The following is a 17,752-nucleotide window of genomic DNA, read 5'->3' as shown; positions in this document are numbered from 1 at the left end:
TGGCGGTGCAGGGGGGCGAGCGTGGACCACCCGAGTCGTGCGGGCCACGCTCGATTTCAGAGGCGCGGGGTCTCAGGTGCCGACGACATCGGAGACCTGTTCGCTGTCGCTCAGCGCCCCGGCCCATAGGCGGATATCGCTGAGGCGCCCGGGGAGGAAGTTGCCCCAGGCCCCGAGGTACCCCTTGCCGACCGCGAACTCGCCGACGCCGACCTGCGCGGTGTAGCCGATGCCGTCGCTGGTCTGCTGGTCAGAGGTCAGGTATAGCTGGATCGTCTTGTCCTGTGCGTTGTAGACACCGGTCAGGCGGGTCTCGGTGTCTACCAGAGCTTCGTCGATGCTCTGGACGGAAGCCCCGTTGCCATCAGACTCCAGGCGGCCGAAGTGCCAGCGACCGACCGGAACCGTCGTCGTCTTGGGGTTGCCGTTCCCGTCGATAACCGGGTCACCGTTCTCATCGAACTCGGGTTCCTGACGGGTACCGGTCTTCTCGAACCACAGACTCCAGGACGATCCAGTGGCTGTGCGCTGGCCGAGAACCTGAGCCCTGTAACCGTTCGGCTTGGCAAGGATCTTGGCCGCGTCGACCACGGCCTGCGTAGTCACGGTAAAGGAACCCGTGTCGTCGACCACCGGACCGGGTGTCGTCCCCGCCCCGGTGGTGCCATCGAGCACCAACTCATCATCGGTCACTGAGGCGCCTGCGGACAGGGTGAGAGGACGGCCGTAGCCCGACACCTCATCGATCAGGGACGATCCTTGTGTTCCGGCCGGGTTCCATGCGGCGACCAGCTCCGCCGAGGCCTTGCCACTGGGGTCCAGCAGGGCATTCTCTCGCGCGATCTGCACTCCGGTCAGGGCCTCCTGCCACACGGCTGCTTCATCGATCACTCCGGGGAAGTAGTCCGTGTAGGTGCCCGACCAGTGCACACGCCCGATCTGCAGAGGGCCGTTAGCTGCCCACGGTGTTGTGAACTCGGTAGTCCCCTGAAGCCCTCCGTTGACGTAGAAGCTGATCGTGTTGTCGACGGCGTTGAAGACACCGGCGAGGTGCGTCCACACCTTCGGAACCGCCGGGTTCTTGGAGACGACGCTCTTGTATGACCAGGTTCCCCCCGCCGGTGCGTCGGCATTGGCCTCCCGGAAGGACCATTTCTTGAGGGTGTGCTCATAACTCAGCAGGAAGGGGCTGCGGTTGACTCCGTCCTGACCCACCACCGTGGCGTTACGCGTCGGATCGTCGATGCGGACCCATGCAGCCACGGTGTAGGAAGCACGGGTGTCGATGACCGGGCCGGCAGTGGCCGTGTAGGCGGTGGTGCCGTTCAGCCTGAGGCCGCTATCGGGGCTCTCTACTGCCGGGGTGGTGCTCGTGGCGGGCATGATCGTCACTTCACCGCGACGCCCCTGGTCGGTACGGACTGCTCCGCCCGCCAGCGTGGCGTTGTCCTTGAGCGCGGGATCATTGGTCGAGGAGTCGACAGCTGCACCAGCTGCCTCGTGGAAAGTCCAGCGACCCACCGGGCCGTCGCCTTCCTTGACCACAAACTCGACAGAATTGGCCGCGCCGGATCCGTAGTTGTCCTTCGCCTCCGCATAGAGAACCATCGTCCCCGAAGTCGGCGGGATTGGGTTAATGGTCGCGGTGGCTCCCGACTTATAGGCGGACCAGCCCGAGTCGAACGATCCGCCCGCCAGCCGGTAGCGGTACCCGGTGTTCACGTCACCAGATGCCGGACCGAGAGTGAAGGATCCAGCCTTGCCCGGCTTGCCGCGAGGCACACAATCATTGGCTGTACACGGCGTGTAGGAATCCGGATCGACCTGATTAAAGGTGATCGTGGGAGGCTTAGGCGCTTTGCTGTCGATCTTGAAGTAACACCAGCCTGGGGTGGAGCCGTTGGAAGGTCCTTCCAGCCACTGCGAGCCGTAGTAGGAACGTGTCCAGGCACGCATGCGCAAAAGGGCGTTCTCGGGCAGCGTCGGGGCTGTAGCGGTGACTTTGACGTTATCGCCCACGTATCCGGAACTCGGGCGGACCATCTCACTCATGGCATTGACCCAAGTGCCGTTACTCTGCTTCTTGTCGACGTCCATGGCAACTCTGAGCTTGGCTCCGGACTCTCCGCCGGCCGCTGTCTGCGCCGTAGCCGTCAGATCGGGGGTCGGGTCGGTAACGATCGCCGGGGCAGACTCGGCCGTGTTGCAATCATGGACCTTGCCCGCGACTGTACCGATGCTGCTGGGCTTGGCCGGCTTGCCGACATACTCGACGCTCAGCACCGCATCATCGTCGAATCGCTTCCATGCGACCGTGTCGGACTCATTGTTGGCCATCAGCATCAGTGTCAGACGTGCGATCTTGCCATCGGCGAAGCTGCGGACCGTAGGCGTCAGATTCTCGTCGGGCTCCGCCGGATTGTCGTGGAACTCAATGGGGGCACGAGGCTGGGCAGGGCTGCAGTTACTGCCGCGGCCAGCCGAGACGCTACGGTCACCCATCTGGTCCAGCTTCGCGGGTCCGGGCCACTTCGAAGATGGGGAAATATTGTTCGTACGCTCCAGATCGACCACACGGGCGGCGCAGGAGAACGACCAGGTCTCCGTGACGCGGAACGTGGCATCCAGGACGTGCTTGCCCTTCAACTTTCCAGGGTCGAACTCGAAGTACATCCTGTTCACATAGCCATTGCCACAGTAGTACGAGACCCCGCCGATCACTGCCGAGCCGCACTTCCCGACGCTCATCCCGTTGGTTCCACCGGAGAAATTCCAGAACACGTCACCGTCCGAGGAAAGCACGGTGCGCTCAGACTCGTTCAGTTCGACCGACGGGTCGATGTAAAGCGGGAAATTCCTCTCGTCGGTGTTGGCCAGCAGATCGGCATCCGGCTCGACGGTCACCGCCGAGTCGGTGAGCTTGAGGTCCATCACCGATGACTGGTCACCGGTACCCGGGCCAGCCAGCGGATCGCCCTCTTCAGCAGGGCCTGCTGCTACCGGATGCTCCATACCGGCCTCAGCGGGCAAGGACATGTAGAGCGAACGCTCGGCGGGAGCAGGGGCCTGGCTGTCGCCTGCGGAGTCCCACATCCGGGCGGCGGGTGAGCGGAACACCGGCCGGCCGTTGCCGTCCAATGCGTCCACTCCTCCGCCGACGCCGGGCTGGACCGTCAGATTCTCCGCACTGAGCCGGTACTCGATGGATCTGAGAGCCGGGTTTGCCGCCGCCTCGGGGGACTTCACCTCCAGCACCTGCCGAAAACCTTCGACAGTCGCTGTGAGGATCAGGTTCACATCCGGGAGCACATTCTCGTAAATCGCGCGCTCCCCGGCGAGCCGGGGCGCCGGAAGAACTCCGGGCCAGCCGAGCGATACGGGCTGATGTCCCTCAGCAATCGTGACGAGGTCCGCTCCGTCACCACCCGCAGAGAACGAGAGCTCCACTGCGGCCGCCTTGGGACCGACCGACCCGTCTGTATGACGCACCAGCGTAGTGTCGGGTTCGATCCACTTCCCCTGAGGGGCCACACGAACCGGAATGATCGACTTCTCCAGCGTGAAAGTCGCCCCATCCGGGTTGGCAAAGACCGTCTCCCGCTCGGTGCGTTCTTCCACGACCTCCACACGTTCACCGGTCGCCACCGCGGCGGCTGAAGCCCGGAGCTCCGGCGAGGCCAGTTGCCTAGCAGTAGCTGAAGAGGCCATGGCCTGCTGGTTCAGCGCAGGTGACACACTCAACATGGTGGCCAACACAGCCGTCGTGCACACACCGTGACGCGCACGACGCCACATCCCACCACTCACAAACCCGCCCCGTTTTCCACATGGCCTTCACAAAAGTCAGCCAAATATCGAGGGTTGGACGAACCCCGTCAAGAGTGATCCAAATCACATACCCTATGAGTGGCGATAGCAAAGCTAGGCAATCTCACCCGACGAGAGATCGCCGCTCGAGGGAGAAACAGACCTTGCAGTCGGAAAATCCCCCGAACTGATAGCGGCCTGAGCCAAGTCCAAGGCACAGGCCGCGCGCTCCGTCCGACGCTGCGGGCACACCTCGGCGCACCGAGTTTCGAAACGTGAACGCCAACTAGTAGCGCTTGGTCATGTGTGATCTGTGATGGCGTGTCTTCTTGATCGGTCGTGTCGTTAACTGGGTGTGCTGAGTGCGGAGTTGGCTGCGGTCCGGTGTGATCTGGAGAACTTCGCGGCGGAGATGTTCGAGCCGTTCACGCGGGCGGATCAGCGCCGGTGGGGCGGGGTGTATCTGCGGGGCCTGCTGCTGGACGGCTAGCGCAAGTCGGTGGAGCCGATGGCCGCCCGCCTGGGCGAGGACGGTAACCGGCAGGCCCTGGCCCACTTCGTCACCTCCAGCCCGTGGGATGCGGCGCATGTGCGGGCCCGGTTGGCCTAGCGCATGCAGCCGATCATCAAGCCCACCACGCTGGTCATCGATGACACCGGGTTCCTCAAGGACGGGGACGCGTCCGCGTGCGTGAGCAGGCAGTACACCGGCACCGCGGGCAAGGTCACCAACTGCCAGGCCGGAGTCTCGCTGCACCTGGCTTCCTACGGTGCCTCGGCGGCGGTGAACTGGCGTCTGTTCCAGCCCGGGAGCTGGGATCCCGCCTCGCCGAAGGCCGATCCGGCCAAGGTAGCCGGCCGTGAGCGGTGCGCCATCCCTGCCCAGGTGGGCCATGTCGAGAAGTGGCAGCTGGCCCTGGACATGATCGACGAAACGCGGTCCTGGGGCATCGACATGCCCCAGGTCATCGCCGACGGGGGCTACGGGGACACCGCCGCCTTCCGGCTCGGCCTGGAGACACGCGGACTCGACTACGTGGTGGGCATCTCGACAACAACCACCGCACAACCCGAGGACGCACGGCCGTCGACCCCCACCTGCCCCGGCAGGGGCCAGCGGCCGGTCCCTGCCTATCCCGAGTCGGCACAGCGGGTGAAGGACATGGTCATCGCGGCCGGCAAATCCTCCGCACGGCCGGTGCAGTGGAGGGAGGGATCACGGCCGGGCAGCGGCCGCAGCGGGGTGAAACGCATGTACTCCCGCTTCGTTGCCCTGCGGATCAGGCCCGCCGGGCGCGAGATCCGCCAGGACACGACCACCGCCGAGCTTCCGGTCCGCCGGCTGCTGGCGGAGTGGCCCGCCGACCAGGACGAGCCCGTGCAGTTCTGGCTCTCCAACCTGGCCGATACCACCCCGCTGTCTGTCCTCGTGCGCACCGCGAAGCTCCGCTGGCGCATCGAGAACGACTACCGCGAGATGAAACAGGCCCTGGGTCTGACCCACTTCGAGGGCCGAACCTGGCCAGGCTGGCACCACCACGTCACTCTCGTCTCGGTCGCCCACGCCTTCTGCACCCTGCAGCGACTGAACAGATCCCCAAAAGAGACGGCGTCGGCCTGAGCCTCTACCGAGTCGTCCGCGAGCTGCAGATACTCCTCGCGACCTGGACCGGCGCCTGCCCCACCTGTCACCGCGACATGCCAGACCCCGCACCAACATGACCAAGCACTACTAGCCGTCTGCCGAGAAAGGCCGCACCACATGTCGCCCGTCTACCAGACGTCCTGGGAAGCCGCAGTACGCCACCTGTACAGGGATGCGTCCGCATACGTCGCCACTGGACCCCGCCACCACAAGGACTGGGCCCACGACGTCCTCACCGTGATGGCCCGGGTTCCGGACCCCAGGGGCTGGGCCGGCGTCGACGACACGGCGCAGAGCCCGGAACGTGCGGGCGACCCCAAGCACCCATTCGCCGACCACCCCCCGGAGTACATCGCGTCTCGCCTCAAGGAGATCGACCGGAGCAGCGCCGAGAACCTGCTCCAAGCCCTCACGGAGACCGGGTGCACCCTTGCCAACCTCCAGTACTTCGACGAATCCCCGGACGAACTGCGGGCCATGGCGAGCACGATCCTCGCTCGGTACGGAGACGCGGCCGGGTATTACACGAACGTCAACAAGCAGGGCAGCCTGCCCGGCATGCTCGACTTCACTCTGGAGAGCCTCGGGTACAGCCCGCTGAGTGTCTACATGGAAGACTGTGGCCTCGTCATCGTCTCGGACACCGAGGTGGGCCTGGTCTGGAGCTTCGCCGACTAGTGAGTCCGTATGCGCGTAGGCCCTGCCCCGGTGATTTGAGAGGATGCCCCATGCTGACCCGTTCCGCCTCCTAATCCCGACCGGGAGACCGCCCAGTGGGCCACCCAGCAGGTGGTGACCGCCAACGAACAGGTCATCCACCGCTGGCTCGCCCAGAGCACCCGGGTCCGCCTCACTCTCGAGGCAGCCTGGCCGTCCCGTGAGGAGCCTGTGGGTCGGGTCCAGCTGGAGGGCGACCTGCTGGCCGGGCGCGGCCCCGTCGATGTGCGCGCGGCGCGCGTAGTGCTGCGCCGCGAGGCGATGAGTCCTCTCGGCTTCGTCGTCCACACAACCGTCCCGTTCTACCTGTAGGGGTTGTTGCACGCACATGTCCATGAAGCCCCTCGAACACGACCGGCGGTACGGCGAGCTGGACCAGGTCCTGCGCGCGTATCTGGGTCAGCCGGCCGACGACACCCCGGAGCGACGCAGTCGCGCCCTGGACGCGTATCTCCGCCATACCTGGCATACCCGCCCCTCGGCCATCGCAGAGGCGGAGCGACAGCTGCGCGAGTACAGCCGCAATCCTCCGGGTCGCATCCGGCAGGAGCTGGGTGAGTTCTACTCGATCCCGGACACCGGAAAGCCCCAGTCGGACATCGGTGACTGGCTGACAGTGCTGGCCGACCACCTGAAGAGGAGCATCGAGGAGGGCGACGTCCCCGAGCCATCGTCCCCGCAGACGCACTGGGAGTGGCACGCCCGTTTTCCGGAGACCGCGCAACTGCTGGGGGGCTGGTTCTCGCAGGACATCGTTGACGAGTTTCGCGGCCACGACGCCGCAGTCGCCGACTACGCCGGTACCACGAACCCGCAGTTGGTCGCCCGTCTCGTGGGTGAACTGCACGAGTTGCTCGCCCTCCCCCTGGACGAGGGGGACTACGCCCTGGCTGCCGCCGAACTCGGCATGGAGGTCGGCCCGCCGGAACCGTTCTCCCACGGCGCCTGGTTCCAGTCGCTGGCGGCGACGCTCTCCGGTGTCTGATCCGGCTGAGCGGTCGCGGGACGGGCTCTCCACAGCCGCAGGATGACACGAACGTGCACAGCACCTCAGGGCCGAGCCCTCGCGAGACCCAACCTGAAGGTCCGTCCGGCCGGTGACCGCAGTCCTTTGAGAACATCGCCAGGGCCTCAACAGCACAACCCGGAGGAGACGCAGACGATCCGCAGTCCGAAGGCGGATGTATCTCAGCGCCCTGACCGCACCGAACGGGGCCAGGACGGCTACACCGACCTGCCACCCGGGCGGCCAGATGGCTCGCGGCGGCCTAGAAACCTCTCCTCCATGATGACGCGACGACCCGTACTGCGCCGTGGGTTCGAGGCTTACCTGACGCGCCATAAGAACGAGCGTCAGATGAGCGTCGAGCCAGTCGTGCACCATTCCCGACGAAGATCCCCGCAGACTGCTTGCCCCTGCACTTTCGGGTGAAACCGCAGGTCAGAGCAGTGTGCCGGGACTGCCGCGCGCTCCACGTCGTGTCCGGTGGAAATCATGTCGAGCGCATCGCCGTGCCTGAGAACCCCGGGAAAACTGCAGGTCAGAGCCCCTTTGCCGCAGGCTCCAGAATCGCCACGCACTCCACATGATGCGTCATCGGAAACAGATCGAACGCCCGCAGCGTCCGCACCCTGTAGCCGCCGTCCGCGAAGTACGCCAGGTCCCGGGCCAGTGCCGCCGGGTCGCAGGCCACGTAGGCGATGCGGCGGGCGCCCAGTGAGGACAGGTGCTTGACCACCTGCTTGCCCGCGCCCGCGCGCGGCGGGTCCAGGACGATCAGGTCGCATTCGGTGATGCCCGTGCGGGGCAGGACCTGGTCGACCTTGCCCTGTTCGATGCGGACCCGGTCCAGGTCCTTGAGGTTGTGGCGGGCGTCCTCGACCGCGCGCTTGCCGGACTCGATGCCGAGCACCGCGCCCTTCTCGCCGATGCGCTGGCCGATGGCTCCGGCGAAGAGGCCGACGCCGCAGTAGAGGTCCAGGGCCGTGTCGTTCTTGCGGGGCAGCAGGCCCTGCATGACCGCGCGGACCAGGGTGTTGGCCGCCTGCGGGTGGACCTGCCAGAAGCCGCCGGAGCCGACGCGGTACGTGCGGTCGTCGGCGCGTTCGCGGACGAAGGCGCGGCCGTGGACGCGGTGGACGCCGCCGTCGTGCTCCTCGACGCGGAGTACGGAGACCGGCTTGTCCAGCTCGACCAGGGGGAGCCGGCCGCCGGGCTTCGGGGTGAGGATGACCTGGCGGTCGTTGGAGCCGGTGGCGGTGATCGCCTCCACGGCGGCCAGCTGCGGCCACTCGCGCTTCTCGACGCCGAGCTCCGAGACACCGGGTGCGGCGATCAGGCAGCGGTCGATCGGCTGGACGTCGTGCGAGCGGTGCTTGCGCAGGCCCGCCCGGCCGTCCGCGTCGACGGCGTACTGGACGCGGGTGCGCCAGGCCGGGACCTCGCCCGGCGGGAGCTTGTCGCCCTCGGCGGGCATGACCGTGCCGTCCCAGCCGGCCTCCTCGGGGGTCAGGCCCGCCAGGCGCTGGAGCTGCTCGGCGATCACCTCGCCCTTGAGGCGGCGCTGGGCGCCGGGCTTGGCGTGCTGCCAGTCGCAGCCGCCGCACATGCCGGGGCCGGCGTACGGGCACGGGGCCTCGACGCGGTCCTTGGACGGCTCGATGATCCGTACGGCGTCGGCCCGCAGGAAGCGGGAGTCCGCGTCGCCCTCGGTGACCTTGGCGATGATCTTCTCGCCGGGGAGCGTGTGGCGTACGAAGAGGACCTGGTTCTCGGCGGTACGGGCGATGCAGTGGCCGCCGTGTGCGACGGGACCGACCTCGACCTCGTACTCCTCCCCGACCAGCGACGACGTGGGTTCGTTCTGCATGAGGGGAGGCTCCAGGGAGAAGGAAAGGGGGGAGCCGGGCGTGCGTGCGTGCCCGGACGACAGCCCACCAGTCTACGTGGGTGCGGTCGGGGTGGTTACCACGAGCCGTTCCTCCCGTGTCGGCCCCGGACCCACGTGGGTGCCGGCGTCTCAGCCCTTCCGGTCGGGCTCCTTGTGCCGGCGTTCCACCGGGCCTCGCCGCACCGAACCCGGAGCGTTCCACTCCGCCCGCTTCCGGGCCCGCTTCCTCGCGGCCTCGGAGGACTGGAGCTGGTAGGGGACGGAGGTGACCATGACGCCCGGCGTGAAGAGCAGGCGGCCCTTGAGGCGCAGGGCGCTCTGGTTGTGCAGCAGGTGCTCGTACCAGTGGCCGACCACGTACTCCGGGATGTAGACGCTGATCACGTCGCGCGGGCTCCGGCGGCGCAGCCCCTTGACGTACTCGATGACCGGGCGGGTCACCTCGCGGTAGGGCGAGTCGAGGATCTTGAGCGGGACGTCGACGCCGCGCCGCTCCCAGTCCGCGCGCAGCGCCTTCGTCTCGGCCGGGTCGACGCCGATGGAGAGCGCCTCCAGGTGGTCGGCGCGGATCAGCTGGGCGTAGGCGAGGGCCCGCAGGGTCGGGCGGTGGAGCTTGGAGACCAGGACGATCGCGTGGACCCGGGAGGGGCGGACTGTCTCGTCCTCGGGGGTCTCGTCGGCCGCGATCTCGGCGGCGACCCGGTCGTAGTGCTTCCGGATCGCGGTCATCGTGCCGTAGAAGATCACCATGCCGAGCAGGGCGACCCACGCGCCATGGGTGAACTTGGTGGCCAGGACCACGACCAGGACCAGGCCGGTGAAGAAGGCGCCGAAGGCGTTGATGGCGCGCGAGCGGATCATGTGGCGGCGCCTGGCCCGGTCGCGCTCGGCGGCGAGGTGGCGGTTCCAGTGCCGCACCATGCCGGTCTGGCTGAGGGTGAAGGAGACGAAGACGCCGACGATGTAGAGCTGGATCAGGCGCGTGGTGTCGGCGCCGTAGACCCAGACCAGCAGGATGGCGGCGCCGGCCAGCAGCACGATGCCGTTGGAGAAGGCGAGCCGGTCGCCGCGGGTGTGGAGCTGGCGCGGCAGGTAGCGGTCCTGGGCGAGGATCGAGCCGAGCAGCGGGAAGCCGTTGTACGCGGTGTTCGCGGCCAGGAAGAGGACCAGCGCGGTGGCCACGGCCAGGACCAGGAAGAGGAACGAGCCGTGGCCGAAGACCGCCTCCGCGACCTGGGCGATCACCGGGTGCTGGGTGTAGCCGTCGCCGACCGGGACACCGTCGCGGATCAGGTCCTTCGCCGGGTTCTCGGCCATCTTGACGCCGGTGGCCATCGCCAGGGCGATGATCCCGCAGAACATGGTGACGGCGAGCAGGCCCATCATGGCGAGCGTGGTCGCCGCGTTCCTGCTCTTCGGCTTGCGGAACGCGGGCACCCCGTTGCTGATCGCCTCGACGCCGGTGAGGGCGGCGCAGCCGGAGGAGAAGGCGCGCAGGAGGAGGAAGACCAGCGCGAAGCCGGCGAGGCCCTGGTGCTCGGGCTTGATCTCGAACTCGGAGGTCGGGGCGTGCATCGTCTCGCCGAGGACCAGGCCCCGGAACGCGCCCCACACGAGCATCAGGAAGATGCCCGCCACGAAGAGGTAGGTGGGGACGGCGAACAGTCTCCCGGACTCCCTGACCCCGCGCAGGTTCATCAGGGTGAGCAGGACGATGGCGCCGATGGCGCAGAGGGTCTTGTGCTCGATGACGAAGGGGATCGCGGAGCCCAGGTTCTCCACGCCGGCGGAGATCGACACGGCCACGGTGAGGATGTAGTCGACCAGCAGCGCGCCGGCGACGGTCAGTCCGGCCCTGGGGCCGAGGTTGGTGGTGGCGACCTCGTAGTCGCCGCCGCCGCTGGGGTAGGCGCGGACGTTCTGCCGGTAGGAGGTGACGACCGTGAACATGAGGACCACGACGGCCAGCGCGATCCACGGGCTGAAGTGGTACGCCGACACGCCCGCGACGGACAGCACGAGGAGGACTTCTCCGGGCGCGTACGCCACCGAGGACAGCGGGTCGGACGCGAAGACGGGGAGCGCGACGCGCTTGGGGAGGAGGGTCTCCCCCAGCTTGTCGCTGCTCAGCGCCCGGCCGATCAGGATCCTTTTGGGCAGGTCGGTCAGTTTGGACACGCTGAGGATCGTAAGCCGAGCCCGTACGGGCCGTGGACGCCTGTTCGCCGTGGCCCCCGCTCTTCCGTGGTGGGAGCGGGGACCGGCCGCGATTCTTGACGGAATCCTTGCGGCCGGCACTGTTCCTTTACTCCCCCTTTGCCCAGGTGTCCGGGCGAACGCACACTCGTATGAGGGGATGGCCGCAGGGCGGCTTAAGCTCATCTCCGGGCAACGCCGAAGGTGGTTGCCCCGTTGTTTGCCCGGCAAGCCGAGAGAGAAGTGTGAGCAGCGTGTTTTCGCAGGTCAGCGGGATGACCAGGACGGCGGGGTAGGCGAACGGTGCACATCGTCATCATGGGCTGCGGGCGCGTCGGAGCCGCTCTCGCGCAGACCCTGGAACAGCAGGGGCACACGGTCGCGGTGATCGACCAGGACCCCACGGCCTTCCGCCGTCTCGGCTCCGGATTCGGCGGCCGCCGGGTCACCGGGGTCGGCTTCGATCAGGACACCCTCCGCGAGGCGGGCATCGAGGAGGCCGGGGCGTTCGCCGCGGTCAGCAGCGGCGACAACTCCAACATCATCGCGGCCCGGGTGGCCCGCGAGATGTTCTCCATCGAGAACGTCGCCGCCCGCATCTACGACCCGAAGCGGGCCGAGGTCTACCAGCGGCTCGGCATCCCCACCGTGGCCACGGTGCGCTGGACGGCGGACCAGATGCTGCGCCGGCTGCTGCCGTCGGGCGCGGAGCCGCTGTGGCGCGATCCGAGCGGGGCCGTGCAGCTCGCCGAGGTGCACACGACGCCGTCCTGGATCGGCCACCGGATCAGCACGCTCCAGGAGGAGACCGGCGTCCGCGTCGCCTTCCTCACCCGGTTGGGCGAGGCGATCCTGCCGACCTCGCAGACGGTCCTGCAAGAGGGCGACCTGGTCCACGTGATGATGCGTACGGACGAGATCGCCAAGGTCGAGGAGGCCTTCGCCAACGGTCCCGAGGAGGGTGGTCACTGATGCGTGTGGCGATTGCGGGGGCGGGCGCGGTGGGCCGTTCCATCGCCGCCGAGCTGCTGGAGAACGGGCACGAGGTGCTGCTCATCGACAAGGCGCCGAGCGCCATCTCGGTGGAGCGGGTCCCCTCGGCCGAGTGGCTGCTCGCGGACGCCTGCGAGATCACCTCGCTGGACGAGGCGGCGCTGCAGCGGTGCAACGTGGTGATCGCGGCGACGGGCGACGACAAGGTGAACCTGGTCGTCTCGCTGCTGGCGAAGACCGAGTACGGCGTGCCGCGGGTGGTGGCGCGGGTCAACCACCCGAAGAACGAGTGGCTGTTCAACGAGTCCTGGGGCGTCGATGTCGCGGTCTCGACCCCGCGGCTGATGTCGGCCCTGGTGGAGGAGGCGGTGAGCGTCGGCGATCTGGTCCGGCTGCTGCGCTTCAGCCACGGCGACGCCAACCTGGTGGAGCTGACCCTGCCGCCGGAGTCGGCGCTGGCCGGCACCCGGGTCGGTGCCGTGGCGTGGCCCGAGGACACCTCGCTGGTCACCATCATCCGTGGGACGCGGGTGCTGACGCCGAGTGCGCAGGAGTCCCTGGAGGCCGGTGACGAGCTGCTGTTCGTGGCGGCCCAGGCGCGCGAGGAGCAGTTGGAGGACCTGTTGTCGGTCCGCCGCACCCCGACGTCCGACAGCTGACGTGTGAACGTGTGACGTGTGCACGTGGAAGCCGACGCGTGAACGTAGGGGCTGACGCGTGGACGTAAAGGCTGACGCGTGAGCATAAAGAGGGGCCCGGGACCGACAGCGGTCCCGGGCCCCTCCTTTGTGCCTTACGCCTCCGGGTTGCGGAGCGCTGCCGCGGCCTGCGCCTTGCGGTCGTTCTCGGCCTGTTCCTCGGCCTCCATCTCGGCGAAGACGTCGATGGGCGGCGGCGCCTTCGCGAGGAAGACCCAGGTCAGATAGACCGCGAGCAGGAACGGCGGGATCTTCAGCGCGACCAGCACCCAGCCGAACTGGGTGGTGTCGGCCCACCAGTAGAGCGGGAAGAGGATCGCGCACTTGGCGAGCAGGATGAGGCCCCAGGCGTAACTGGCCTTGGTGTACGCCTTCTTCCGGCCCGGGTTACGGGTCCGCCAGGAGAGGTTCTCCTTGAAGACCGGGCCCAGGATCAGTCCGATCAGCGGTACGCCCGCGGCGGCGGTGCCCAGGTAGGCGATGGCCAGCCCCAGGGTGTAGACCATGCCCGGCAGGTAGAAGTCCTTGGCGTTGCCCGTCATCATCGCGAAGACGACACCGAAGGCCACCCCGAAGACGCCGCTGAAGGCGTGCTTCACGGTGTCCCGGCGGATCAGCCGGACGGCGACCAGGGCCAGCGACACGGCCAGGGCGGCGATGGCCGAGGTGTGCAGGTCCTTGTTGATGGTGAAGATCGTGACGAAGAGCAGTCCGGGCAGGACTGTCTCCACCATGCCGCGCACGCCGCCGAAGGCTTCGAAGAGGGCGGCCTCGGTGACCGCCTTCGACTCGGCGTCCTGCTGAGCGGCGTGCCTCCCGCCGTCGTCCTGCTGTTCGGTGCGGTGGGGCTGGTCCGTATCGGACGTCGGCTTGTCGAGAGACGTCACCGGCTACTCCTTGCCGAGCGGTCGGAGTTCGTATGTGGGGTTGAACAGCACCCGGCGCCCGTGGCTCATGGCGACCCGGCCCGAGGCGATGATCCTGCGGCCGGGCTCTATGCCGACGATGGAGCGCCGGCCCAGCCAGACCACGTCCAGCGGCTCGGTGCCGTCGAAGAGCTCCGCCTCCAGGGCGGGCACTCCGGCCCGGGGACGGAGGGTGACGGTCCGCAACGTACCAGCCACCTTCACGATCTGGCGGTCGGAGCACTCGGATATCCGGGTGCAGCCGGTGGCCCGGGTGTCCTCCCGCAGCTCCTGGGAATCCAGGTCCTCCCGGGAGCTGGAGAGCCGGTCGAGCATACGGCGGAAGCGGCCGGACGGCCTCTCCGCCCTGCCGGCCTTCTCGCGTCGGGGAACAGCACTCATACCCGAAGGGTACCGGTCCCGCGGGCCGGGTACGGAGCTCTGGGTGGACCACTCGAAAGGGTGAGCCGACGGGGGTCAGCCGCGTTCGAAGCGGTAGCCCATGCCCGGCTCGGTGACGAAGTGCCGGGGGTGCGAGGGGTCCGTCTCCAGCTTGCGGCGCAGCTGGGCCATGTAGACCCGCAGATAGTTGGTCTCGGTGCCGTAGGAGGGCCCCCAGACCTCCTGGAGGAGCTGTTTCTGTCCGACCAGGCGGCCGGCGTTGCGGACGAGCACCTCCAGCAGGTGCCACTCCGTGGGGGTGAGCCGTACGTCGCGGCCCGCGCGGTGCACCTTCTTGGCCGCCAGGTCGACGGTGAAGCCGGCCGTCTCCACGATCGCGACGTCCTCGGTGACGTCCTGGCCGACCGGTTCCGAGCGGCGTACGGAGGCGCGCAGCCGGGCCAGCAGCTCGTCCATGCCGAACGGCTTGGTGACGTAGTCGTCGGCGCCCGCGTCCAGGGCCTCCACCTTCTCGTCGGAGGTGTGGCGCGCGGAGAGGACGAGGATCGGGACCCGGGTCCAGCCGCGCAGGCTCCTGATCACCTCGACCCCGTCCATGTCGGGCAGCCCGAGGTCGAGGACGACGACGTCGGGGTGGAGGGCGGCGGCGAGCTGGAGGGCGGTCGCCCCGTCGGGCGCGGCGTCGACCTCGTACTGGCGGGCCTTCAGGTTGATCACGAGGGCGCGTACGATCTGCGGCTCGTCGTCGACCACAAGCACCCGGGTCATCGCGGACCTGCCTTTCTGCTGGACGGGCTGTGCCGGTTGTGCCGGCTGTACGGGGTGTTCCGGCCGTACGGGGAGTGGGTGGGCCGCACGCGGGGCGGGGCCGTCATGAGGTGGCCTCGGCCGGGAGGACCGCCGGGGCCTGGTCCCGTCCCGGTGCCGCGGTGAGCGTCAGGACCATGGTCAGCCCGCCGCCGGGGGTGTCCTCGGCGTCCAGGGTGCCGCCCATGGCCTCGGCGAAGCCCCGGGAGACGGGCAGGCCGAGGCCCACGCCGGCGCCGCGCGGGGCGTCACCGTACCGCTGGAACGGTTCGAAGATCCCCTCCTTGGCCTCGTCGGGGACGCCGCACCCGCGGTCGACGACCCGTAGCTCGACGCGTTCGCCGAGCGCGCTGGCGGCCACCGCGACGCGCTCCCCGGCGGGGCTGTACTTGACGGCGTTCTCGACGATGTTGGCGACGACCCGCTCCAGCAGCCCCGGGTCGACGGCGACCATGGGCAGCGTCTCGGGGATGTCCAGGTCGACGCTGCCCTCGGGGACCCCGCCGAGCGCCATCGGCACGACCTCGTCGAGGTCGATCTCGCGGATCAGCGGGGTCACGGTGCCGGTCTGGAGGCGGGACATGTCCAGCAGGTTGCCCACCAGGTGGTCGAGCCGGTCGGCGCCGTCCTCGATGCCTGCCAGCAGCTCGGCCTCGTCCTGCGGCGACCAGGCGACGTCGTCGGAGCGCAGCGAGCTGACGGCGGCCTTGATCGCGGCGAGCGGGGTGCGCAGGTCGTGGCTGACGGCGGCGAGGAGCGCGGTCCTGATGCGGTTGCCCTCGGCGAGCCTGCGGGCCTGCTCGGCCTCCCAGACCAGCCGCCGGCGGTCCAGGACGACGGCCGCCTGGGCGGCGAAAGCGCCGAGCACCCGGCGGTCCTCGGCGGGCAGCACCCGGCCCGACAGGGCGAGCGCCATGTTGTCGCCGACCGGCATGTCCACGTCCGCGTCGTCGGGTCGGGCGACCGGCGCGGGCCCGACGAATCCGGCGCAGGTCCACGGGTCGACGTCGCTGGCCCGCTCCAGCAGCGCGACGGACTCCATCGCGAAGGTCTCGCGGACCCGCTCCAGCAGGGCGTCCAGGGCCATCTCGCCGCGCAGCACGCTGCCCGCCAGGAAGGAGAGGATCTCCGACTCGGCGCGCAGCCGGGCGGCCTGGTGGGTGCGCCGGGCCGCCAGGTCCACCACCGAGGAGACCGCCACGGCCACCGCGAAGAAGATCACGATGGCGACGAAGTTCTCGGGGTCCTGGACGGTCAGGGTGTGGGTCGGCGGGGTGAACCAGTAGTTCAGGAGCACGGAGCCGACGGCGGCCGAGGCGAGGGCGGGCAGCAGTCCGCCCAGCAGGGCCGCGGCGACGGTCAGGAAGAGGAAGAGCAGGACGTCGTTGGCAAGGCCGGGGCCGCTCTCCAGGCTCCGCAGCAGCAGGGAGAGCAGGACCGAGCCGGCGACGCCGACGAGCCAGCCCCAGATGATCCGGGCCCGTCCGAGCCGGGCGCCGCGGGCGATGGGCAGTCCGCGGCCCTTGGCGACCTCTTCGTGGGTGACGATGTGGACGTCCAGGTCGGGCCGGGACTCTCGGGCGACGGTGGCACCGACTCCGGGGCCGTAGATGTACTGCCAGGTCTTGCGGCGGCTGGAGCCCAGCACGATCTGGGTGGCGTTGACCCCGCGGGCGAACTCCAGGAGGGCTGCGGGGATGTCGTCGCCGATGACGTGGTGGAACGTACCGCCGACGTCCTCGACCAGGGTGCGCTGGACGGCCAGTTCCTTGGGCGAGGCGGAGGTCAGCCCGTCGCTGCGCGCGATGTAGACGGCGAGGATCTCGCTGCCGGAGCCCTTGGCGGCCATCCGGGAGGCGCGGCGGATGAGCGTGCGGCCCTCGGGCCCGCCGGTGAGGCCGACGACGATGCGTTCGCGGGCCTGCCAGGTGGTGCGGATGTTGTGCTCGCCCCGGTACTGCTGGAGGTACTCGTCGACCCGGTCGGCGGTCCACAGGAGGGCCAGCTCGCGCAGGGCGGTGAGGTTGCCGGGGCGGAAGTAGTTCGAGAGGGCGGCGTCCAGCTCGTCGGGCCGGCAGATGTTGCCGTGCGCCATCCGGCGGCGCAGCGCCTGGGGCGACATGTCGACCAGCTCGATCTGGTCGGCCCGGCGCACCACCTCGTCGGGGACGGTCTCCTGCTGGCGGACGCCGGTGATCGACTCGACGACGTCGCCCAGCGACTCCAGGTGCTGGATGTTGACCGTGGATATGACGTCGATCCCGGCCCGCAGGAGCTCCTCGACGTCCTGCCAGCGCTTGGCGTTGCGGGAGCCGGGCACGTTGGCGTGGGCCAGCTCGTCCACCAGGGCGACGGCGGGGGCGCGCTCCAGGACCGCGTCGACGTCCATCTCGGTGGAGGTGGCCGAGCGGTAGGTGATCTCGCTGCGGCGGACCTGCTCCAGCCCGTCCAGCAGCGCCTCGGTGCGCGGCCGGCCGTGGTGGTTCACGAAGGCCACCACGCAGTCGGTGCCGCGCTCGACCCTGCGGTGGGCCTCGGAGAGCATCGCGTACGTCTTGCCGACGCCCGGTGCCGCGCCGAGGTAGATCCGGAGTGTCTTGATACCGTACTTGTCTTTCCAGTAGTCGTATTCGAAACCGACGTACAGCTGTTTTTCGCCCAGGTTCAGGGCCTTGCCCAGGTCATACTTGA

Annotated in this window: 11 protein-coding genes and 2 pseudogenes; 6 read left to right on the top strand and 7 right to left on the bottom strand. The window is 68.7% G+C overall.

The features are described 5' to 3' along the window. Positions 1 to 72 precede the first annotated feature (72 nt). On the bottom strand, positions 73 to 3,744 hold the full coding sequence (locus AB0917_RS01585; protein ID WP_366817516.1) for a LamG domain-containing protein: 3,672 nt from the start codon (positions 3,742 to 3,744) through the stop codon (positions 73 to 75). Positions 3,745 to 4,219: 475 nt separating this feature from the next. Here AB0917_RS01585 and AB0917_RS01580 point away from each other — a divergent pair. The 4 genes and pseudogenes from AB0917_RS01580 to AB0917_RS01565 all read left to right on the top strand — a co-directional run bounded on the left by AB0917_RS01580 (position 4,220) and on the right by AB0917_RS01565 (position 7,154). Continuing rightward, positions 4,220 to 5,428 (top strand): annotated as a pseudogene (locus tag AB0917_RS01580) (IS701 family transposase). Positions 5,429 to 5,569: 141 nt separating this feature from the next. Then, positions 5,570 to 6,130, top strand: a complete 561-nt coding sequence (locus AB0917_RS01575; RefSeq protein WP_366817416.1) for a hypothetical protein — start codon at positions 5,570 to 5,572, stop codon at positions 6,128 to 6,130. 50 nt (positions 6,131 to 6,180) lie between these two features. After that, positions 6,181 to 6,481, top strand: a pseudogene (locus AB0917_RS01570) (RNase A-like domain-containing protein). A gap of 16 nt (positions 6,482 to 6,497) precedes the next feature. After that, positions 6,498 to 7,154 (top strand): contact-dependent growth inhibition system immunity protein, encoded by a 657-nt coding sequence (locus AB0917_RS01565; RefSeq protein WP_366817415.1) that lies wholly within the window; start codon positions 6,498 to 6,500, stop codon positions 7,152 to 7,154. A gap of 556 nt (positions 7,155 to 7,710) precedes the next feature. Here the strand turns inward: AB0917_RS01565 and AB0917_RS01560 are convergent. Further along, positions 7,711 to 9,039 (bottom strand): class I SAM-dependent RNA methyltransferase, encoded by a 1,329-nt coding sequence (locus AB0917_RS01560; protein ID WP_366817414.1) that lies wholly within the window; start codon positions 9,037 to 9,039, stop codon positions 7,711 to 7,713. A 150-nt stretch (positions 9,040 to 9,189) separates the two neighbouring features. After that, a complete protein-coding gene (locus AB0917_RS01555) occupies positions 9,190 to 11,238 on the bottom strand; it encodes an APC family permease (protein WP_366817413.1) in 2,049 nt (682 codons plus the stop codon). A 321-nt stretch (positions 11,239 to 11,559) separates the two neighbouring features. On the opposite strand from AB0917_RS01555, the gene AB0917_RS01550 reads away from it, so the two are divergent. Both AB0917_RS01550 and AB0917_RS01545 read left to right on the top strand, forming a co-directional pair. Then, on the top strand, positions 11,560 to 12,228 hold the full coding sequence (locus AB0917_RS01550; RefSeq protein ID WP_366817412.1) for a TrkA family potassium uptake protein: 669 nt from the start codon (positions 11,560 to 11,562) through the stop codon (positions 12,226 to 12,228). Then, positions 12,228 to 12,908 carry a TrkA family potassium uptake protein gene (locus AB0917_RS01545; RefSeq protein WP_366817411.1) on the top strand — a complete coding sequence of 227 codons (681 nt, stop codon included), beginning with the start codon at positions 12,228 to 12,230 and terminating at the stop codon, positions 12,906 to 12,908. Before AB0917_RS01550 ends, AB0917_RS01545 begins: the two co-directional genes overlap by 1 nt. A 134-nt stretch (positions 12,909 to 13,042) precedes the next feature. Here AB0917_RS01545 and AB0917_RS01540 read toward each other — a convergent pair whose 3' ends face one another. From AB0917_RS01540 to AB0917_RS01525, 4 genes are all read right to left on the bottom strand, one after another. Then, positions 13,043 to 13,834, bottom strand: a complete 792-nt coding sequence (locus AB0917_RS01540) for a DUF3159 domain-containing protein (protein ID WP_366817410.1) — start codon at positions 13,832 to 13,834, stop codon at positions 13,043 to 13,045. Positions 13,835 to 13,837: 3 nt separating this feature from the next. Beyond that, positions 13,838 to 14,254 carry an OB-fold nucleic acid binding domain-containing protein gene (locus tag AB0917_RS01535; protein WP_366817409.1) on the bottom strand — a complete coding sequence of 139 codons (417 nt, stop codon included), beginning with the start codon at positions 14,252 to 14,254 and terminating at the stop codon, positions 13,838 to 13,840. 75 nt (positions 14,255 to 14,329) lie between these two features. Next, positions 14,330 to 15,022, bottom strand: coding sequence for a response regulator (locus tag AB0917_RS01530; protein WP_366817408.1), 693 nt, complete (start codon positions 15,020 to 15,022; stop codon positions 14,330 to 14,332). Between the two features lie 103 nt (positions 15,023 to 15,125). Beyond that, complete coding sequence (locus AB0917_RS01525) at positions 15,126 to 17,663, bottom strand: DUF4118 domain-containing protein (protein ID WP_366817515.1); 2,538 nt, start codon at positions 17,661 to 17,663, stop codon at positions 15,126 to 15,128. Positions 17,664 to 17,752 lie beyond the last annotated feature (89 nt).

It is taken from the genome of Streptomyces sp. NPDC007346, assembly GCF_040703535.1.
Classification (GTDB): domain Bacteria; phylum Actinomycetota; class Actinomycetes; order Streptomycetales; family Streptomycetaceae; genus Streptomyces.
Note: the sequence above shows the minus strand (reverse complement) of the source record. Positions and strands in the feature narration are given on the sequence as shown.